This window comes from Streptomyces sp. NPDC039480 (assembly GCF_055597165.1).
In genome coordinates, this window is record NZ_JBVITX010000001.1 from 222,193 (window position 1) to 243,048 (window position 20,856).

Below are 20,856 nucleotides of genomic sequence, written 5' to 3' on the forward strand. Positions count from 1 at the left end.
CGTCAAGGGGTTGTGCGGAGTGGAACACGTTCTTAGCATCACTGGTGTTACATCAGTTGTGTCATAGCCGGGTCATAGCGCTGGGGGCTCAATGGCAGTGCCGGGCAAGAGCGTTCACGGACCGCTCGCCGGAGTGCGTGTGGTGGAGCTGGCGGGCATCGGGCCCGGCCCGTTCGCGGCCATGCTGCTGGCCGATCTCGGCGCGGACGTCGTGCGCGTCGACCGCCCCCGCGGCGGCGGCCTCGCCATCGATCCCGATTACGACGTCACGAACCGCAACAAACGTTCCGTCGTCATCGACCTGAAGGCCGACGGCGGCGCGGCCCGCGTCCTCGACCTGGTCGAGCGCGCCGACATCCTCGTCGAGGGCTACCGGCCGGGCGTGGCCGAGCGCCTCGGCGTCGGCCCCGAGGCCTGCCACGCCCGCAACCCCGCGCTCGTCTACGGCCGGATGACCGGCTGGGGCCAGGAGGGACCGCTCGCACAGCGCGCCGGGCACGACATCGCGTACATCGCCATCACCGGCACCCTCGGCATGATCGGCAACGCCGACGAGCCGCCCGCCATCCCCGCGAACCTCCTCGGGGACTACGCCGGCGGCTCGCTCTACCTCGTCGTCGGCGTCCTCGCGGCGCTCCACCACGCGCGCGTGCACGGCGCCGGGCAGGTCGTGGACGCCGCGATCGTCGACGGCGCGGCCCACCTCTCCGCGATGATCCACGGCATGCTCGCGGCCGGCGGCTGGCAGGACCGCCGCGGCGCCAACCTCCTCGACGGCGGCTGCCCGTTCTACGGAACCTACGAGACCGCGGATGGCGGCCACATGGCCGTCGGCTCTCTGGAGCAGCAGTTCTACGACGAGTTCATAGCCCTGCTCGGCCTCGCCGACGTGGCACCCGCCCGCAAGGACCTGGCCCGCTGGGACGAGCTGCGCGAGGCGGTCGCCGCCCGCTTCAGGGAACGTACGCGCGACGAGTGGACGGTCGTCTTCCAGGACTCCGACGCGTGCGTGGCGCCTGTGCTGTCCCTGCGCGAGGCCCCCGTCCACCCGCACCTCGCCGCGCGCGGCACCTTCGTCGACCACGGCGGCATCACCCAGCCCGCCCCCGCGCCCCGCTTCTCCGCCACCCCGACACGGGTCCGCACCGGCCCCGCGCAGCCCGGCGCCGACACCGCGGAGGTGGCCCGCGACTGGGACGTACCGGCCCTCGTCCGGGAACCGACCGACGCCGGGACCCCGACGACGAAGGAAGACCACTGATGGAGATCTCGGTCCCCCTCGACTACGCCGGCGACCCCCGCGAGGCGGCCGACAACGTCGCCGCACTGGAGTCCGCGGGCCTGGACGCCGTATGGGTCGCGGAGGCGTACGGCTTCGACTCGCCCACGATCATGGGCTACCTCGCGGCGCGCACGGAGCGCATGAAGATCGGCGCCGCCATCCTCAACGTCTACTCCCGCACCCCCGCCCTCATCGCCCAGACCGCCGCCGGACTCGACGCGGTCTCCGGCGGGCGCGCCATCATCGGCCTCGGCGCCTCCGGCCCCCAGGTCGTCGAGGGCTGGCACGGCAAGGCGTACGACAAGCCGCTCGGCCGCACCCGCGAGACGATCGAGCTGACCCGCCGCATCCTGCGCCGCGAGGTCATCGACCACCACGGCATCACGGACATGCCGCTGCCTCCGGAGAAGGGCGGCAGGCTCGGCAAGCCCCTGAAGATCCTCACGAAGCCGGTGCGCCCCGAAGTCCCGCTGTACGTCGCCTCCCTGGGCCCCGCCAACGTCCGCATGACCGCCGAGGTCGCCGACGGCTGGCTGCCCACCCTCTTCATCCCGGAGAAGGCGCACGAGGTGTGGGGCGCCGCGCTCGCCGCCGGCAAGGAGAAGCGCGATCCGGCCCTCGGCCCGCTCCGGACCGTCGCCGGCGGACTGCTGGCCATCGGCGACGACGCGGCGGCCGTACGGGACCTCGCGCGACCCCGGATCGCCCTCTACGTAGGCGGCATGGGCGCGAAGGGGAAGAACTTCTACAACGACCTCGCGGTCGCGTACGGCTACGGGAAAGAGGCCGCCCGCATCCAGGAGCTCTACCTGGCCGGGAGGAAGAAGGAGGCCGAGGCCGCGGTCCCGGACGAGTTCTGCGAGCTCATGTCGCTCTGCGGACCCGAAGGCTACGTCCGCGAACGCGTCGAGGCCTTCCGCGCGGCGGGCGTCACCATGCTCAACGTCATACCCGTCGGCCCCGAGCCGGCCGCACTGATCGAAACCGTCAAGGGCTGGCTCTAGGAGGCCGTACGTGAAGCGACAGATCTTCTCCGCGGAACACGAGGCGTTCCGCGAGACCGTCCGCACCTTCCTCGCCAAGGAGGTGCTGCCCCACTACGAACAGTGGGAGAAGGACGGGATCGTCAGCCGTGACGCCTGGCTCGCCGCCGGCAAGCAGGGCCTGCTCGGCCTCGCCGTCCCCGAGGAGTACGGAGGCGGCGGGAACGACGACTTCCGCTACTCCGCGGTCCTCGCCGAGGAGTTCACGCGCGCGGGCGCGGCCGGGCTCGCGATCGGCCTGCACAACGACATCATCGGCCCCTATCTGACCTCGCTCGCGACCGAGGAGCAGAAGCGGCGCTGGCTGCCCGGCTTCTGCACCGGCGAGACCATCACGGCCATCGCGATGACCGAGCCCGGAGCCGGCTCCGACCTCCAGGGCATCCGCACCAGCGCCGAGGACCACGGCGACCACTGGGTGCTCAACGGCTCCAAGACGTTCATCTCGAACGGCATCCTCGCCGACCTCGTCATCGTCGTCGCCAAGACGTCCCCGGAAGGCGGCGCCCACGGCCTGTCGCTCCTCGTCGTCGAGCGGGGGATGGAGGGCTTCGAGCGGGGCCGCAACCTCGACAAGATCGGGCAGAAGGCCCAGGACACGGCGGAGCTCTTCTTCAACGACGTACGCGTCCCCAAGGAGAACCTGCTCGGCGAGCTCGACGGCGCCTTCATTCACCTGATGACGAACCTCGCGCAGGAGCGCATGGGCATCGCCGTCGCCGGGATCGCCGCCGCCGAGCATCTCCTGGACATCACCACGACGTACGTCAAGGAGCGCGAGGCCTTCGGGCGCCCGCTCGCCAAACTCCAGCACATCCGCTTCGAGATCGCGGAGATGGCCACCGAGTGCGCCGTCACCCGCACGTTCCTCGACCGGTGCATCGTCGATCACTCGAACGGGGAACTCGACGCCGTGCACGCGTCGATGGCGAAGTGGTGGGCCACCGAGCTGCAGAAGCGGGTCGCCGACCGCTGTCTGCAACTGCACGGCGGATACGGCTACATGGCGGAGTACCGCGTCGCCAAGGCCTTCACCGACGGCCGCATCCAGACCATCTACGGCGGTACGACCGAGATCATGAAGGAGATCATCGGCCGCTCGCTCCTCGGCTGACCTCTCAGGCCCCTCGACCCTCCCGGCCACCCCGGACCCTCCCGGACACCCCCGAAAGGCTCACGCGTGACCACCGAAGCGTACGTATACGACGCGATCCGCACCCCGCGCGGACGCGGCAAGGCCAACGGTGCCCTGCACGGCACCAAGCCGATCGACCTCGTCGTCGGCCTGATCCACGAGATCCAGGCACGGTTCCCCGACCTGGACCCGGCCGCCATCGACGACATCGTCCTCGGCGTGGTCGGCCCGGTCGGCGACCAGGGCTCCGACATCGCGCGGATCGCCGCCATCGCCGCGGGCCTGCCCGACACGGTCGCGGGCGTCCAGGAGAACCGCTTCTGCGCCTCCGGTCTCGAAGCGGTCAACCTCGCCGCGATGAAGGTCCGTTCGGGCTGGGAGGACCTGGTGCTCGCGGGCGGCGTCGAGTCGATGTCGCGGGTGCCGATGGCGTCCGACGGCGGTGCCTGGTTCAACGACCCGATGACCAACTACGAGACCGGCTTCGCGCCGCAGGGCATCGGCGCAGACCTCATCGCCACCATCGAGGGCTTCTCGCGGCGCGACGTCGACGAGTACGCGGCCCTCTCGCAGGAGCGCGCCGCCGCGGCCTGGAAGGACGGCCGCTTCGGCAGGTCCGTCGTACCCGTCAAGGACCGCAACGGCCTCGTCGTCCTCGACCACGACGAGCACATGCGGCCCGGTACCACCGCCGACTCCCTGGCCAAGCTGAAGCCGTCCTTCAAGGACATCGGCGACATGGGCGGCTTCGACGCGGTCGCGCTGCAGAAGTACCACTGGGTGGAGGAGATCGACCACGTCCACCACGCGGGCAACTCCTCCGGCATCGTCGACGGCGCTTCGCTGGTCGCCATCGGCACGAAGGAGGTCGGCGAGCGGTACGGGCTCGCGCCTCGCGCGCGGATCGTCTCGGCGGCGGTCTCCGGCTCCGAGCCGCTGATCATGCTGACCGGGCCGGCGCCCGCGACGCGCAAGGCCCTCGCCAAGGCGGGGCTCACCATCGACGACATCGACCTTGTCGAGATCAACGAGGCGTTCGCGGCGGTCGTGCTGCGCTTCGTGAAGGACATGGGGCTGTCCCTGGACAAGGTGAACGTCAACGGTGGGGCGATCGCGCTCGGTCACCCCCTGGGGGCGACCGGGGCGATGATCCTCGGGACGCTGGTGGACGAGCTGGAGCGCAGGGATCTCCGGTACGGGTTGGCCACGTTGTGCGTGGGGGGCGGGATGGGCATCGCCACGATCGTGGAACGGCTGTAAGGGATCGCGCCGTAGGGGTTGGGGTGCGTCGCCTGCCGCGGGTGCGTCGTGGTTGCTCGCGCAGTTCCCCGCGCCCCTGAAGACATGCGGCTTCGCCGCAGTCTTCCCCGGACGCGCCCCTGAAGGCCTGCGCTTCGCCGCGCCTTCCCCGGACGCGCCCCGCAAGGCCCAACCCCGTGCGCCCTCATGAGGCGCGGCGCAGCCGCATGCCTCAGGGGCGCGAGGCCGTGACACATGCGGCTGCGCCGCGCGGGCGCGGCCCGCCCCCACCGGCGGTCAGCCGGCCACGAACCCCAGCCGCCCTCCCCAGACTCCGCCTCCCGCCCGACACAGACTTCACGGAGAGACAGACATGACCGAAAGCACAACGATCCGCTGGGAACAGGACGACACCGGTGTCGTCACCCTCGTGCTCGATGACCCCAACCAGTCCGCGAACACCATGAACCAGGCGTTCAAGGACTCCATCGCGGCGATCGCCGACCGCGCGGAGGCCGCCGTCGCGGCAGACAAGGACGCCATCCGCGGGTTCATCTACACCTCCGCGAAGAAGACCTTCTTCGCGGGCGGCGACCTCAAGGACATGATCAAGGTCGGCCCGGAGAACGCCCAGCAGGCGTTCGACACGGGCAACGCCATCAAGAACTCCCTGCGCCGCATCGAGACCCTGGGCAAGCCCGTCGTCGCCGCCATCAACGGCGCCGCCCTCGGCGGTGGCTACGAGATCGCCCTCGCCTCCCACCACCGTGTCGCCCTCGACGCCCCCGGCTCCAAGATCGGCCTGCCCGAGGTCACCCTCGGCCTGCTCCCCGCCGGCGGCGGTGTCACCCGCACCGTGCGCCTCATGGGCATCACGGACGCCCTCCTCAAGGTGCTCCTCCAGGGCACCCAGTACAACCCGAAGCGCGCCCTGGAGAACGGTCTCGTCCACGAACTGGCCGCCACTCCGGAGGAGATGATCGAGAAGGCCCGCGCCTTCATCGACGCCAACCCCGAGTCGCAGCAGCCCTGGGACAAGCCCGGCTACCGCATCCCGGGCGGCACCCCGGCGCACCCCAAGTTCGCGGCGAACCTCCCCGCCTTCCCCGCCAACCTCAAGAAGCAGACCGCGGGCGCCAATTACCCGGCCCCGCGGAACATCCTCGCGGCGGCCGTCGAGGGCTCCCAGGTCGACTTCGAGACCGCGCTGACCATCGAGGCCCGGTACTTCACCGAGCTGGTCACGGGCCAGGTCGCGAAGAACATGATCCAGGCGTTCTTCTTCGACCTCCAGGCCGTCAACTCCGGCGCCAACCGGCCCAAGGACATCGAGCCGCGCCAGGTCCGCAAGGTCGCCGTGCTCGGCGCGGGCATGATGGGCGCGGGCATCGCGTACTCGTGCGCCCGCGCGGGCATCGAGGTCGTCCTCAAGGACGTCTCCGCCGAGGCCGCCGCCAAGGGCAAGGCGTACTCCGAGAAGCTCTGCGCCAAGGCCGTCCAGCGGGGCCGTACGACCCAGGAGAAGGCGGACGCGCTGCTCGCCCGCATCACACCGACCGCGGACCCGCAGGTCCTCGCGGGCTGTGACGCCGTGATCGAGGCGGTCTTCGAGGACACCTCGCTCAAGCACAAGGTGTTCCAGGAGATCCAGGACATCGTCGAGCCGGACGCGCTGCTCTGCTCCAACACCTCCACCCTGCCGATCACCGGGCTCGCGGAGGGAGTCGACCGCCCGGTCGACTTCATCGGGCTGCACTTCTTCTCGCCGGTCGACAAGATGCCGCTCGTCGAGATCATCAAGGGCGAGCGGACCGGCGACGAGGCACTGGCCCGCGCCTTCGACCTGGTGCGCCAGATCAACAAGACGCCGATCGTCGTCAACGACTCGCGCGGCTTCTTCACCTCGCGCGTCATCGGGCACTTCATCAACGAAGGCGTCGCGATGGTCGGCGAGGGCATCGAGCCCGCCTCCGTCGAGCAGGCGGCGGCCCAGGCGGGCTACCCGGCGAAGGTCCTGTCCCTCATGGACGAGCTGACCCTCACCCTGCCCCGCAAGATCCGCAACGAGACGAAGAAGGCCGTCGAGGAGGCGGGCGGCACCTGGGCCGGGCACCCCTCGGACACCGTGATCGACCGTATGGTCGACGAGTTCGAGCGCCCCGGCAGGAGCGGGGGAGCGGGCTTCTACGACTACGTGGACGGCAAGCGCGCCAAGCTCTGGCCGGGCCTTCGCGAGCACTTCACCAAGCCCGGGCACGAGATCCCGTTCGAGGACATGCAGGAACGCATGCTCTTCTCCGAAGCGCTCGACACCGTACGCCTCCTGGAGGAGGGCGTCCTGACGTCGGTCGCCGACGCCAACATCGGCTCCATCCTCGGCATCGGCTTCCCGGGCTGGACGGGCGGCGTCCTGCAGTACATCAACGGCTACGAAGGCGGCCTGCCCGGATTCGTGGCACGCGCGCGTGAGCTCACCGAGCGCTACGGAGAGCGGTTCACGCCGCCCGCTCTGCTCATCGAGAAGGCGGAGAACGGCGAGACGTTCAGCGACGACTGACACCGCTCCACAGAGGGTTCCGTGCGGGGGTGGCTCAGCTCTCCTTGAGCCACTCCCGCAGCTCCTCCTTGAGCGACCGCTGGAACGCGGTCACCAGCGCCTGCACCACCATCGGCTGCATATGGGCCGAGAGCGACCGCATCGCCGCCACGTGCTCGGGGTCCGACTCGCGCTCGCGGTAGGGCCCCCAGACCTCGTCACGGAAGAGCCGGGACAGCTCGTGCGCGGCCCCGCGGGTGTGCTCCATCAGGACCGTGCGCGCCGCCAGGATCGTCTCGTGCGCGATGGGCACGTCCAGGAGCTGCACCCCGAGGCGCAGCAGGCCCAGATCCACGCGGTACGTGTCCGGGACCGGGGTGCGGGCGATCACCCCCATCGCCGCGAGCCGGTCCAGGTCCTCGTCGTCGAGCGCGCGGCCCGCCCTGCGCTCCAGCTCGGCGTGCGGGGTGTCCTCCGCCGAGTCGGGCGCCCACGAGGCCACCACGGCACGGTGGATGGCCAGGTCGTGCGCGCTCAGGTCCGCGGGCAGCTGCTCCAGATACCGCTCGATCGCGGCGAGCGTCATGCCCTGGTGCTGCAACTCCTCGATGAGCGCGAGCCGGGACAGGTGCTCCTGGCCGTAGTGGCCGACGCGGCGCGGGCCGATCACCGGCGGCGGGAGCAGCCCCTTGGTGCTGTAGAAGCGGATCGTGCGGACCGTGACGCCCGCGCGCGCGGCGAGTTCGTCGACCGTGAGCGTCGGCTCCCCGGACCCGGTCGCGACGCCCTCGGTGTCGGTCGTCATGGCGGCGCCATCCCTCCCCGGTCGGCTCGGGGGACGTCTCCCCGCTTCGTGCGTCAATCCGGTGCAACAGTATTGCTGGCACACCAGTGTTGTGAAACCCTCCGGCCCAATCGATGGCACCAGGAGGCGGTCATGACCACGATCCTGCGACTCCCCGGAGACCCTGCCGACATCACGCTCCCCGCCCTGCTGCTCCGCAACGCCGAGGACCACGGCGACCTGCCCGCGCTCTCGTGGCGCGTGGGGGAGGAGTGGTCGACGCTCACCTGGCGCGAGGCGCGGCGCAAGGTGGCCGTGCTCGCCGCCGGTTACGCCGCGCTCGGCGTCGGGCGCGGCGAGCACGTCCTGATGATGATGGGCAACCGCCCCGAGCACTGGCTGAGCGACCTAGCCCTGGTGCACCTCGGTGCCGTCCCCGTCACCGTGTACGGCACCTCGGCCCCCGAGCAGATCGCGCACATCGTCCGGCACAGCAGGGCCCGCTTCGCGATCGTCGAGGGCGCCCGCGAACTGCCCCGCTGGGAGCCCCTCCTGTCGGACGACACGGCCCCGCTGGAGCGCCTCGTCGTCGTGGAGGCGGCCGAGGCGGGCGAACACCGTACGTACGGCTCCCTGCACGCCACCGGAAGCCGCCTCTTCAACCCCGACGCCTTCGAGAAGGCATGGCGCGAGAACCGCCCGGCCGACCCGCTCACCGTCGTCTACACCTCGGGCACCACCGGCGACCCCAAGGGCGTCCGCCTCACCCACCGCAACGTGATCCTCAACGGCATCGCCCTGGACAGCGTCGTCGAGTTCCCCGAACACGTCGGGCACATCTGCTACCTGCCCTTCGCGCACATCGCGGAGCGCCTGCTCGGCATCTACCTGCCGGTGCTCCGCGCCGCGCACGTCTATCTGTGCGCCGAACCCGCGCACGTGGCCGCCACCGCGCGCGAGCTGCGGCCCTTCCAGTTCTTCGGGGTCCCGCGCGTGTGGGAGAAGCTCGCCGCGTCCGTGCGGGCCGCGCTCGCCGGGCTGCCGGAGGAGCGGCGCCGCGCCATCGAGGCGGCGAACGACACGGCACGCGCGCACGTGGCCTGCCGGGAGCGCGGGGAGGAGCCGTCGGCCGAGCTGGCGGCGGCGTATGCGGAGGCCAAGGAGAAGGTGCTCGACCCGCTGCTCGCGCTGGCCGGCTTCGACCGCCTCGTGTGGACCGCGAGCGCGTCGGCGCCGATGCCGGTGGACGTGGCCAGGTTCTGGGCCGGCTTCGGCCTCGTGATCATGGACGCGTGGGGGCTCACGGAGACCTCCGGCGTCGTGACGACGAACGGGCCCGACGGGTTCAGGATCGGCTCGGTGGGCCGCCCCCTCGAAGGCCTCGAGGTACGCGTCGCCGACGACGGCGAGATCCTGGTGCGCGGCGCAACGGTCTTCGACGGATATCTGCGGCCGGACGGCGGCGTCGACGACGCGCGGGACGCGGACGGCTGGTTCGCCACCGGGGACATCGGGCGGCTCGACGCGGACGGCTACCTCTGGCTCACCGACCGCAAGAAGGAAATGATCGTGACCTCGACGGGCAAGAACGTCGCGCCCGCCCTCGTCGAGAGCGCGCTCAAGGAGCACCCGCTGATCGGGCAGGCCCTCGTCCACGGGGACGGCCGCTCGTATCTGGTGGCGCTGCTCGTCCTCGACCCGGAGATGGCGCCCGCCTGGGCCGCCGCGCGCGGCATCGAGGGGGAGCTGGCCACCCTGGTCACCCACGAGGCCGTGCTCGCGGAGGTGGCCCGCGCCGTGGCGGCCGTCAACGCACGCCTGAACCGCACCGAGCAGATCAAGCGCTACCGGCTGCTCGCCGAGGAGTGGGGCCCGGAGACCGGCGAGCTGACACCGTCCCTGAAGCTGCGCCGCCGGGTGATCCGTGACAAGTACATGCAGGTCATCGACGCCCTGTACACCCCCTGACCAGCATGTGAGAAGTCCCGCTATGTGACGTGCGCCACCGCGTGCGGGGCGATCTGTGGGGGAAGGTGTCCCGTCGGTCCGCGCGCGTCAGGGGTGTCGCGGGCCGGAGCACATCCGGACCCCGGAGCTCTTCCGGGCACCAGAGAGTAGATCCCCCACGTGAGCAAGGAAGCCGTAGATTCGGCCGTCCTGGACGCATCCCGCACCGATGCGCCCCAGGCCCCCGCGGACGCGGGCGACGCCGGTTACAGCAAGGACCTCAAGGCCCGTCACGTCAACATGATCGCGATCGGTGGCGCGATCGGCACCGGCCTCTTCCTGGGGGCGGGCGGCCGCCTCCACTCGGCGGGCCCCGCGCTCGCCCTCGCGTACCTCGTGTGCGGCGTTTTCGCGTTCTTCGTCGTCAGGGCGCTCGGCGAGATGGTCCTGTACCGGCCCTCGTCCGGTTCGTTCGTCTCGTACGCGCGTGAGTTCCTGGGCGAGAAGGGCGCGTTCTTCGCCGGTTGGATGTACTTCCTCAACTGGTCGACCACCTGCATCGCCGACATCACGGCGATCGCGCTGTACACGCACTACTGGAGCTTCTTCACCGACATACCCCAGTGGGTGCTCGCGCTGATCGCCCTCGCGGTCGTGCTGTCGGTGAACCTCGTCTCGGTGAAGTACTTCGGCGAGATGGAGTTCTGGTTCTCGATCATCAAGGTGGCCGCACTGAGCGCCTTCATGATCATCGGTATCTTCCTGCTGGCCAGCCAGCACAAGGTGGGCGGCGAGACGCCCGGCCTCAACATGATCACCGACCACGGCGGCCTCATGCCGAACGGTCTGATGCCGGTCGTGATCGTGATGCAGGGCGTCGTCTTCGCGTACGCCTCGCTGGAGCTGGTCGGCGTCGCGGCGGGCGAGACCGCCGAGCCGCAGAAGATCGTCCCGCGCGCGGTGAACTCGATCATGTGGCGCGTCGGCCTCTTCTACGTCGGTTCCGTCGTCCTGCTCGCGCTGCTCCTGCCGGGCACGGTGTACTCGGCCGACCAGAGCCCGTTCGTGACGGTCCTCTCCAAGATCGGCGTACCGGCCGCCGGCGACGTGATGAACTTCGTCGTCCTCACCGCCGCCATGTCCTCGCTGAACTCCGGCCTCTACTCCACGGGCCGCATCCTGCGCTCGATGGCGATGGCGGGCTCCGCCCCGAGGTTCACCGCCAAGATGAACCGGAACCAGGTCCCCTACGGCGGCATCCTGCTCACCGCCTCCCTCGGTGTCGTCGGCGTCGGCCTCAACAAGGTGGTTCCGGGCAAGGCCTTCGAGATCGTCCTGAACGTGGCCTCGCTCGGCATCATCGGCACCTGGATCACGATCATGGTCTGCCACCTCGCCTTCGTGCGGAGCGCGAAGCGCGGCGAGATCACCCGGCCGAAGTTCCAGCTCCCCTTCAGCGGCATCACGGAGTACGTGACGATCGCGTTCCTGCTCGCCGTCCTCTGCCTGATGTGGAAGGACGCCGAGGTCGGCCGCAAGACGCTGTTCCTCATCCCGGTCGTGGGCGCGGCCCTGGTCGTCGGCTGGTTCGGCGTTCGGCGCCGGGTGGAGCGCGAGGCGCAGGGCCTCACGGTCCCGAAGGGCAAGTAGCAGCGCGCCACTGCGCGGAGGACGGCTCGGCCCGGTGCGACCCCGGTCGCACCGGGCAACTGGCCCGCAAGTGTGCGTTGTTGCGCACGGATGAGCGGGTAGAGCCCCGGCATGCAGCTCATCCCCGCGCAGCTCGTCCCCGCGCAGCTTGGCCTCGGCGCCCTGCTCTGCGCTCTCTGCCTCCTCGCCGTACGCCTCCTGCCCCGCGTCGGCCGGGTCCCCGTGCCCGCAGCGGCGCCGGTGGACGACAGCAGCAGGCGGGAGATGCGCGGAATGCTGCTCTCCGAGGCGTGCGCGGACGGCCCCTGGGAGGACGCCGGGCCCCTCGCCACCGGCCAGGCCCGCGAGGAGGCGGAGCGCGCCGAGGCGGAGGCGGAGCTGCGCCGCCAGATCTCCGAGTGGGCGTCCGAGGTGGCCGGCCGCATCGCGGAAGCCCCGCGCACCGCCCCGCACCCTGCCCCGCATGCCGACGCCTGGCCCGAGCCGGGGCCCGATCCGACGGGTTCCGGTCGCTAGGCGTACGCATTCACGCCCTCGTCCGCCGCCACCACTGGTGGCCGGGAGCCCGCAGCCGGAGACTCGGGACATGGACGTCATGGTCTCGGTCAAGGACGGCGAACTGTGGTCGCACGACTCGGGTGAACCGAGCGGCACGGGCGGCGGAAGCCTCCCCCTCGTCCTGCTGCATCCCGGAGTCGGCGACTCCCGGGTCTGGGACGGCATCCTGCCGAGCCTCACGGAGCGGCACCGGGTGATCCGTTACGACGCGCGGGGATACGGCAGGTCGCCGGCCCCGACCTCCTCGTACTCCCTTGTCGAGGACCTGATCGCCGTCCTCGACCACTACGGCGTGGCCCGCGCGGTCCTGGCCGCCTCCAGCATGGGCGGCGCGACGGCCCTCAGCCTCGCGGTCCGCGATCCCGCGCGGGTGGCGAGCCTCGCCCTGGTGGTCCCGAGCGTCACCGGCGCCGAGGATCCTCTTCCGCCGGAGTTCATGGCGGAGATCGGCCGGCGCGCCCGGGCGGGCGACGTGGACGGCATCGTGACCATGATGCGGGGCGTCTCCGCCACTCAGGGGACCGGGGACGACCCCGAGGTCACCGCGCACCTCAAGGCGGTGATCCCGGCGTGGTTCGCCGTGCACCCGCACCACGTGCCCGACCCGCCCGTCTACGACCGGCTCGGCGAGCTCGACGTGCCGTGTGTCCTCGCCCTGGCCGAGCACGACCAGCCCGAGGTGCGCCGCGTGAACGAGACGATGGCGCAGCGCATCCCCGGCTGCCGCCTGGTCCGCCTCGAACACAGCGACCACTTCCCGACGGTCCGCGAACCCGACGCGGTCCTCGACGTCATCCTGGACGCGTACGCCCTGGCACGCTGACGGCCCCCGAGCCCGCGGTCGCATACTGGAACACGCACGCACCGGGCACGGCCGAGGAGCACGTCACATGAACCACCACGCCGACGGCCGCGACCCGGCACCGCCCCCGCCCGGCGGCATCCTCTGGAGCATCGCGGGCGACATCCGCATGTTCCTGATGCTGCCGCCCGCGCTCACCATGCAGGTGGCGCACCCGGCGGTCGGCGCGGGCGTCGACGAGCACTCGGTGTTCAGGACCGACCCGTGGGGGAGGGGCGAGCGCTCGGTGCGCTCGGTCCTGCTGTGGGTGTACGGCGGGGACGAGGCCGCCGCGGAGGGCCGCAGGCTGCGCGCGCTGCACCGCACCATCCAGGGCACGGACACGCGTGGCCGCCGCTACCACGCGCTGACCTCCGCGAACTACGCATGGGTCCACGCCACCGGCTTCCCCGTCTACCAGCACGCGCAGAAGTACCTGGGCCGCCCCTTCACCGAGGCACAGGAACGGCAGCTGTACGCGGAGTGGCTGCGGGTCGGGCGCGTCCTCGGCCTCCACGACCGGGACATGCCGCAGACGCTGGAGGAGTTCTGGCCGTACTACCGCAAGGTCCTCGCCGACGAGCTCGAACTCACGCGGGTGGCCGCCGAACTGACCGCCACCGACAAGACCGTCCCGCCACCGGACCGCGGCCCGCTCCCCGTACGCCTGCTGCTGCGCGCCCTGTGGCCCGTACTGCTGCCCCCGCTGGCCCGCTTCCGCCGCTTCGTCACGATCGGCCTCATGCCGCCGGACGCCCGCGAGGCGATAGGCCTGCCGTGGACCGCCGCGCAGGAGCGCAGACTGCGCCGCTTCGGCCGGGTGGTCCGCACCGTGGTGCCCCTCCTGCCGGAGCGGCTGCGCTACCTGCCCATGGCCCGGCGGGCACGGGCCCGACACCGCGCCGCCGGGCGCTAGACCCGGACGGCGCGGCGCACCCGGTCGTCAGTGACCGTGCTCGTGCTTGTCGGTGTGCCCGTGGTCGTGCACCCCGTTCGTCGCGGCGATCTGCTTCCACGACTTCGGCTTCGCCGGGGTGGTCGACGAGCGGGCGATCCCGGCGTCCCGCGCGGCGGGAGCGGCCGGGCGCGACGGCTGGTAGAGCCACGTGTCGAACAGCTCCGCGAGCGGCTTGCCCGAGATCTTCTCGGCGTACTTCACGAAGTCGCCGACCTTGGCGTTGCCGTACGCGTGCTTCTTCGGCCACCCCTTCAGGATCTTGAAGAACGCGGTGTCGCCGATCTCGTTGCGCAGCGCCTGCAGCGCGAGCGCGCCCCGGTCGTAGACCGCGCCGTGGAACTGGTTGTCGGGGCCAGGGTCACCCGGCTTGACCTTCCAGAACGGGTCGTCCGCGGGGCGCAGGGAGTACACGTAGTCCGCCAGCTCCTGCGCCGTGCCCTCGCCCTCCTTCTCCGACCACAGCCACTGGCTGTAGCGGGCGAAGCCCTCGTTGACCCAGATGTCCTTCCAGTGGTGCACGGAGACGCTGTCGCCGTACCACTGGTGGGCGATCTCGTGGACGACGATCGACGCGTTGGAGCCGTTCGCGAACGCGGCGGGGCTGTAGAAGGGCCTGGTCTGGGTCTCCAGGGCGTAACTGCTCTTCACGTTCGGCACATAGCCGCCGAGCGCGTTGAAGGGGTACTTCCCGAAGACCGTCTCCAGCCACTCGGTGATCTCGGTGGTCCGCTCGATGCTGGCCCGCGCCGCACCGGCGTTGTCGCCCAGATCCTTGCTGTACGCGTTCAGGACGGGCAGGCCGCTCTCCGTCTTGTCGGTCGTGATGTCGAACTTGCCGACCGCGAGCGTCGCGAGGTAACTGGCCTGCGGCTTGTTCGACCGCCAGCTGTAGCGCGTCCAGCCGAGGCGGGAACTCTGCGCCTGCAGCACGCCGTTGGAAATCGCCTGCGTACCGTCGGGCACGGAGACGGACACGTCGTACGTGGCCTTGTCCAGCGGGTGGTCGTTGGAGGGGAACCACCACACGGCGGCCTCCGGCTCCTGCGCCGCGACGCCGCCGTCCGGCGTCCGGTGCCAGGCCGTGTAACCGTTGACCTTCAGCTCGGACGGCTTGCCCGCGTACCGCACGACGACCGTGATGGCCGTGTCCTTCGGCAGCCCGGCCTGCAGGGTGATCTCCAGCTCCTGCTCGCCGGTCTTCTTGAACTTCGCCTTCTTGCCGTTGACCCGCACCTCGGAGACCTTGAGCCCGAAGTCGAGGTTGAAGCGCGAGAGGTCCTGCGTGGTGCGGGCGTTGAGCGTCGCCGTGCCTTCGAGAAGGTCCGTCCTGGGCTGGTACTTCAGCCGCAGGTCGTAGTGCGAGACGTCGTATCCGCCGTTGCCGCTCGCCGGGTAATAGGGGTCGCCGATGCCCGGCGCCCCGGGGGAGAAGTCCGCTGCCGATGCCGGGATCGCCAGCAGGAGAGAGGCCGCGAGCGCGCCCGGGGCGATGAGTCTGCGGTGCACAAGAGCTCCAAGTCGTAGGGGCACAACATCTGTTCGTCTTGGTCCTGGAGCCTATTCAGCCCCGCCCGTATGCGTCATGTCCATGGCCTCGGACGTCACACGATCGCCATTCGGCCGACATGTGCCTGGTTGTCCCATGCACCTGTCGCGGCAGGGTGCGGCCCTCTGTCGCACGGAGGTTCACCGGTGTACCTTCCGCGCCATGCCGATACGTGCGCGACGCACCCGACTCCTGTGGAGAACGCTGCTTACGGCGGCCCTGGCCGCCCTGATGGCCACCCTCGTGTCCCCGGGCGCGGCGCAGGGGGCCGGCCCGGCCCCGCGCAAGCCGGGCGAGAGCAGACCCGTGTACTCGTACGAGGACGCGATACGCGAATCCGTATGGGTCGACACCAGGATCGACGGCGACGCGGACGGCAGGACCGACCGCGTCGCCGTCGACATCGTCAGGCCCCGCGAACTCGACCGCACGGGCCGCCGAATACCCGTGATCATGGACGCGAGCCCGTACTACGCCTGCTGCGGACGCGGCAACGAGAGCCAGAAGAAGACGTACGACGAGAACGGGAACCCGGTCCGCTTCCCGCTCTACTACGACAACTACTTCGTGCCGCGCGGCTACGGCTACGTCGCCGTGGACCTCGCGGGCACGAGCCGCTCCGACGGCTGCGTCGACGTCGGCGGACGCTCGGACGTCCAGTCCGCCAAGGCCGTCGTCGACTGGCTGAACGGCCGCGCCCGCGGCTACACCAGCCGCACCGGCAGCGAACGTACGCAGGCGTCGTGGACCAACGGCGCCACCGGAATGATCGGCAAGAGCTACGACGGAACCGTCGCGCAGGGCGTCGCCGCCACCGGAGTGCCGGGGCTCAGGACCATCGTGCCCATCGGCGCCATCTCCTCCTGGTACGACTACTACTTCGCCAAGGGCGCCCCCCTCTACGACGGCGGCCCCGAGTGGCTGTCGGACTACGTGGAGAGCCCCGAGGCACGCGCCCGCTGCGGCGCCGTGCAGCAGCGGCTGATCGACGGGGCGCCCCGCACCGGCGACTGGACCCGCCTGTGGAGCGAGCGCAACCACGTACCGGACGCCGACAAGGTGCGCGCCAGCGTCTTCGTCGTCCACGGCATGCAGGACCTCAACGTCCGCACCAAGCACTTCGGCCAGTGGTGGGACGCGCTCGCCGAGAACGGCGTCGACCGCAAGATCTGGCTCAGCCAGGCCGGCCACGTCGACCCCTTCGACTTCCGCCGCGCCGACTGGGTGCGCACGCTGCACCGCTGGTTCGACCACGAACTCCTCGGATACGACAACGGCATCGACCGCGAACCGATGGCCGACATCGAGCGCGCCCCGGACCGCTGGAGCACCGACCGCGTCTGGCCCCCGCGCGGCACGCACGCCGTGAAGCTCCGCCCCGCCAAGGGCGCCGCACCCGGCGTGGGCACCCTCGGCATCCGCCTGGGCAAGGGCGCCGAGACCTTCACCGACGACCCGCGGCTCAGCGAGACCGACTGGGCCGAGCGCATCGACACGTCGACTCCGGACAAGGCGGGCTTCGTCAGCAAGCCCCTCGCACGCGACCTGCGCCTGTCCGGCTCGTCGAAGGTGACCGTCACCGCGACCCCGACGACCCGCACCGCCCACCTCTCCGCGGTCCTCGTCGACCTCGGGCCCGACATCATCCGCGACTACGCCGCCGCGGGCGAGGGCATCACCACCCTTCCCGAACGCACCTGCTGGGGCGCGAGCACCACGGGTGACAGCTCCTGCTTCAAGGAGACGCGCGCGAAGACCGCCGCCGTCGACTACACCATCTTCAGCCGCGGCTGGGCCGACCTCGGCAACTGGGCCGACGCCCGGCACGGCCGCCCGCTCACCCCGGGCAGGCCGCACACCATCACCCTCGACCTCGCAGCGACCGACCACGTCGTACCGAAGGGCCACCGGCTCGCACTGATCGTCGCGGGCACCGACAGGAACCTGATCGAGCCGCCCGCGGACACGCCGACGCTCGCCCTCGACCTGGCCCGCACCTACGCGAAGGTGCCGCTGATCGGCGGCGCGAAGGCGTTCACCACCACCGAGACCGTCACCCCCCGCGAGTCCCGCCTCGACGGCGTGGCCCCGCCGCGACCGCTCAACCCCATCCCCGGAGGCACCACTTCATGACACCGCGCATCCGCACCCTGGCGCTCGCCTGCGCCGCCGCCGCGCTCGCCGCACCGCTCCTGACGGCGCCCGCGCAGGCGACGCCGACCCCGCCCCGTACCGGATTCGAGGAGACGAACGGCGCGCGCTGGACCAGTCAGCCCGAGGAACAGGACCTCCTCGCCACCGTGGACAAGGCCGCGAAGAGAGTCTCGGTCGCCCGAATAGGCACCACCAAACAGGCCCGCCCCGTCCAGCTCGTCCGCATCGGCGAACGCCCGACGAAGAACACCGTGTTGCTGATCTGCAGCCAGCACGGCGACGAGCCCTCGGGCCGCGAGGCGTGCCTGTCCACGATCCGCGACCTCGCCTACGCGAAGGACAAGAAGACCGAGCGCTTCCTCTCCCGCACCACGCTCCTCGTCGTGCCCACCGCCAACCCGGACGGCCGCGCCGCCGACACCCGCGGCAACTCCGACGGCGTCGACATCAACCGCGACCACCTCTCCCTGCAGACCGCGGAGGCCCGCGCCCTGGCCGCCGTGATCCGCGACCGCAAGCCGGACGTCATCTACGACCTGCACGAGTACGGGGCCACCCCCAAGTTCTACGACAAGGACCTGTTCGACCTCTGGCCACGCAACCTCAACACCGACGAGGCCGTGCACGGCGAGGCGCAGACCCTGTCCAAGGCGTACGTGCGACCGGCCGCCGAGCACGACGGCTACACCACCGGCACGTACGGAATCTGGACCGACCCCGTCACCGGCGAGCCGATCAAGCAGGTCGCGGGCGACGGCCAGGAGCGCATCCTGCGCAACATGTCCGGCATCAAGCACGCCGCGGGCCTGCTGATCGAGAGCCGTGTCGACCCCCTGACAGAGGCCGAGAGGAAGGACGAGGCGCTGAACAACCGGCGCCGCGTGACGTCCCAGCTGTCGGCGCTCGGCGGGCTGTTCGACTACACGGACGAACGCCGCCGGCAGCTGGAGGCGGCCACCGGCGCGGCCCGCGCCGAGGGCTACCGCGACCGCGGCCCCGTCTACGTCGGCGGCGCCGACAACGACCCCGCCGAGCCGTCGGAGACCATCCAGAACCCGCCCTGCGGCTACCGCCTGACCGCCGCCCAGTACGGCGACATCAAGGACGAACTGGCCCTGCACGGCGTCACCGTGAAGCGCCTCAAGTCCGGCGCGTACGTCCCGCTGCGGCAGTCGGCGCGGGCTCTCGTGCCGCTGCTGCTCGACGAGCGTGCGCCGTATCACATGGTCACAGGTCGGCCCGACATGGTCTGTTGAGCAGGTGAGAGGTGCGTCACATGTGGTAGGGGGTAGCGGAGAACAAAGTCTCGACCCAATCGACCCCTTGAAAGGTGTCACTTGTGACGCAGGATCAACATAAAGCGGACGACGGGGGAGGGGCGCCGGACATCATGGCGCCCGCCCCCGGCGGTCGGTCCCCGCAGACGGACCGGGTGGTCTTCGGCGTGACCGCCGTGCTCACCCTCGCGTTCGTGATCTGGGGCGCGGTGTCGACGGACTCGCTCGAGAATGTCTCCACGGACATGCTCAACGGTCTGATGCACAACGGCGGTTGGTTCTTCATGCTGACCGCCACCGGATTCGTCGTCTTCGCGCTCTGGCTGGCGGTCAGCCGGTACGGGAAGATCACGCTCGGCCGGGAGGGCGAGGACCCCGAGTTCCGCACCGTCTCCTGGGTCGCCATGATGTTCAGTGCCGGTATGGGCATCGGCCTGATGTTCTACGGGGTGAGCGAACCCCTGGCCCACTTCACCACGCCACCGCCGGGCACCGACCCGGCGGACGCGCCCGCGGCCATGGAGACCGCGATGGCCACCACCCTCTTCCACTGGACGCTCCATCCGTGGGCGATCTACGCGGTCGTGGGCCTCGCCATCGCGTACAGCACCTTCCGCCGCAACCGTCGGCAGACCATCAGCGCCGTCTTCGAGCCGCTCATCGGCAAGAAGCACGCACGCGGCGCCTGGGGACGGGTCATCGACATCCTCGCCATCTTCGCCACGCTCTTCGGCTCGGCCGCCTCGCTGGGCCTCGGCGCCCTGCAGATCGGCAGCGGCATCGAGGAGCTCGACTGGATGAAGACCGCGGGCACCGGCCTGCTCGTCGTGATCATCGCCGTGCTGTCCGTGGCGTTCGTGGCGTCCGCCGTCTCCGGTGTGGAGAAGGGCGTGCAGTGGCTCTCCAACATCAACATGGTGCTCGCCGGGCTGCTCGTCCTCTTCGTCTTCATCGCGGGCCCGACGGTCATCATCCTCGACATGGTGCCCACGTCGATCGGTGCCTACCTGAACGACCTGCCGCAGCTGATCGGCCGCACCGAGGCGTCGAGCGGCAAGGGCGTCGCGGACTGGCTGAGCAGCTGGACGGTCTTCTACTGGGCCTGGTGGATCTCCTGGACGCCCTTCGTCGGCATGTTCATCGCCCGCATCAGCCGCGGCCGTACGGTCCGTCAGTTCGTCGGCGGCGTCATCCTGGTGCCCAGCAGCGTCAGCCTCATCTGGTTCGCCGTGTTCGGCGGCAGCGCCATGACCGTCTCCGACCGCGGCGGGCTGAAGGGCGACATGTCCCAGGAGGCCCAGCTCTTCGGCCTCCTCCACGAGTACCCGATCGCCACCGTGACCAGCCTCCTCGTGATGATCCTCGTCGGCATCTTCTTCGTCTCCGGTGCCGACGCCGCGTCCATCGTGATGGGCACGCTCTCCCAGAAGGGCGCCCTCGAACCCGGCCGGTTCGTCGTGGTCTTCTGGGGCCTCGTGACCGGCGCCGTCGCGGCGATCATGCTGCTGATCGGCGACGGCTCGGACGACGCGCTCACGGGCCTGCGGAACCTCACGATCCTGGTCGCCGCGCCGTTCACCCTCGTCATGATCGGCATGTGCGTGTCCCTCATGCGGGACCTGCGCCACGACCCGCTGATCGTCCGCGGCGAGCACGGCACCGAGGTCCTCGAAAAGGCCGTCATCGCAGGCCACGAGCACCACGACGGTGACTTCGAGCTCCGGATCGGTCCCGCCCGCGACGACACGGGCGACAGCGAAGGACCGGAACAGGACAACGACCCGGCCGACCCCCGCTGACCGGCCGCCCCAGGAGGCGGTGCCCCAGCCGCGCCGCCTCCTGGGCCCACTCGTCGCTCCGTCGGGGCACGCCCCGCAGCGGAATCCGTGATGCCGTGCTCACATCG

At 70.7% G+C, this 20,856-nt stretch carries 15 protein-coding genes; 13 read left to right on the plus strand and 2 right to left on the minus strand.

The annotated features are described in order from the left end of the window. The first annotated feature begins 91 nt into the window (after nucleotides 1-91). The 5 genes from ACZ56E_RS00985 to ACZ56E_RS01005 all read left to right on the plus strand — a co-directional run bounded on the left by ACZ56E_RS00985 (nucleotide 92) and on the right by ACZ56E_RS01005 (nucleotide 7,256). Nucleotides 92-1,261 (plus strand): CaiB/BaiF CoA transferase family protein, encoded by a 1,170-nt coding sequence (locus ACZ56E_RS00985; protein WP_471209421.1) that lies wholly within the window; start codon nucleotides 92-94, stop codon nucleotides 1,259-1,261. Next, nucleotides 1,261-2,286: an LLM class F420-dependent oxidoreductase gene (locus ACZ56E_RS00990; protein WP_471209424.1), complete on the plus strand. Its 1,026-nt coding sequence runs from the start codon at nucleotides 1,261-1,263 to the stop codon at nucleotides 2,284-2,286. Before ACZ56E_RS00985 ends, ACZ56E_RS00990 begins: the two co-directional genes overlap by 1 nt. 10 nt (nucleotides 2,287-2,296) lie before the next feature. Continuing rightward, a complete protein-coding gene (locus ACZ56E_RS00995; protein ID WP_471209426.1) occupies nucleotides 2,297-3,439 on the plus strand; it encodes an acyl-CoA dehydrogenase family protein in 1,143 nt (380 codons plus the stop codon). Nucleotides 3,440-3,505: 66 nt separating this feature from the next. Continuing rightward, nucleotides 3,506-4,720 (plus strand): acetyl-CoA C-acetyltransferase, encoded by a 1,215-nt coding sequence (locus tag ACZ56E_RS01000; protein ID WP_471209429.1) that lies wholly within the window; start codon nucleotides 3,506-3,508, stop codon nucleotides 4,718-4,720. A gap of 352 nt (nucleotides 4,721-5,072) precedes the next feature. Then, a complete protein-coding gene (locus ACZ56E_RS01005) occupies nucleotides 5,073-7,256 on the plus strand; it encodes a 3-hydroxyacyl-CoA dehydrogenase NAD-binding domain-containing protein (RefSeq protein ID WP_471209432.1) in 2,184 nt (727 codons plus the stop codon). A 34-nt stretch (nucleotides 7,257-7,290) separates the two neighbouring features. On the opposite strand, the gene ACZ56E_RS01010 is transcribed toward ACZ56E_RS01005, so the two are convergent. Then, a complete protein-coding gene (locus tag ACZ56E_RS01010; protein WP_471209435.1) occupies nucleotides 7,291-8,040 on the minus strand; it encodes a MerR family transcriptional regulator in 750 nt (249 codons plus the stop codon). A 132-nt stretch (nucleotides 8,041-8,172) separates the two neighbouring features. On the opposite strand from ACZ56E_RS01010, the gene ACZ56E_RS01015 reads away from it, so the two are divergent. From ACZ56E_RS01015 to ACZ56E_RS01035, 5 genes are all read left to right on the plus strand, one after another. Continuing rightward, complete coding sequence (locus tag ACZ56E_RS01015; RefSeq protein WP_471209438.1) at nucleotides 8,173-9,987, plus strand: AMP-dependent synthetase/ligase; 1,815 nt, start codon at nucleotides 8,173-8,175, stop codon at nucleotides 9,985-9,987. A 159-nt stretch (nucleotides 9,988-10,146) separates the two neighbouring features. Further along, a complete protein-coding gene (locus ACZ56E_RS01020) occupies nucleotides 10,147-11,616 on the plus strand; it encodes an amino acid permease (RefSeq protein WP_471209441.1) in 1,470 nt (489 codons plus the stop codon). 111 nt (nucleotides 11,617-11,727) lie between these two features. Further along, nucleotides 11,728-12,132: a hypothetical protein gene (locus ACZ56E_RS01025; protein WP_471209444.1), complete on the plus strand. Its 405-nt coding sequence runs from the start codon at nucleotides 11,728-11,730 to the stop codon at nucleotides 12,130-12,132. 70 nt (nucleotides 12,133-12,202) lie between these two features. Beyond that, complete coding sequence (locus ACZ56E_RS01030; protein ID WP_471209447.1) at nucleotides 12,203-12,997, plus strand: alpha/beta fold hydrolase; 795 nt, start codon at nucleotides 12,203-12,205, stop codon at nucleotides 12,995-12,997. Between the two features lie 67 nt (nucleotides 12,998-13,064). Continuing rightward, nucleotides 13,065-13,931: an oxygenase MpaB family protein gene (locus ACZ56E_RS01035; RefSeq protein WP_471209450.1), complete on the plus strand. Its 867-nt coding sequence runs from the start codon at nucleotides 13,065-13,067 to the stop codon at nucleotides 13,929-13,931. Between the two features lie 27 nt (nucleotides 13,932-13,958). Here the strand turns inward: ACZ56E_RS01035 and ACZ56E_RS01040 are convergent, their stop codons facing one another. Next, complete coding sequence (locus ACZ56E_RS01040) at nucleotides 13,959-15,479, minus strand: M1 family metallopeptidase (RefSeq protein ID WP_471209453.1); 1,521 nt, start codon at nucleotides 15,477-15,479, stop codon at nucleotides 13,959-13,961. A gap of 202 nt (nucleotides 15,480-15,681) precedes the next feature. On the opposite strand from ACZ56E_RS01040, the gene ACZ56E_RS01045 reads away from it, so the two are divergent. The 3 genes from ACZ56E_RS01045 (at nucleotide 15,682) to ACZ56E_RS01055 (ending at nucleotide 20,749) form a co-directional block, all read left to right on the plus strand. Further along, nucleotides 15,682-17,652: a Xaa-Pro dipeptidyl-peptidase gene (locus ACZ56E_RS01045; protein WP_471209455.1), complete on the plus strand. Its 1,971-nt coding sequence runs from the start codon at nucleotides 15,682-15,684 to the stop codon at nucleotides 17,650-17,652. Beyond that, nucleotides 17,649-18,929 (plus strand): M14 family metallopeptidase, encoded by a 1,281-nt coding sequence (locus ACZ56E_RS01050; RefSeq protein WP_471209458.1) that lies wholly within the window; start codon nucleotides 17,649-17,651, stop codon nucleotides 18,927-18,929. Before ACZ56E_RS01045 ends, ACZ56E_RS01050 begins: the two co-directional genes overlap by 4 nt. 134 nt (nucleotides 18,930-19,063) lie before the next feature. After that, nucleotides 19,064-20,749 carry a BCCT family transporter gene (locus ACZ56E_RS01055; RefSeq protein ID WP_471211463.1) on the plus strand — a complete coding sequence of 562 codons (1,686 nt, stop codon included), beginning with the start codon at nucleotides 19,064-19,066 and terminating at the stop codon, nucleotides 20,747-20,749. The last annotated feature ends 107 nt before the right edge of the window (nucleotides 20,750-20,856 follow it).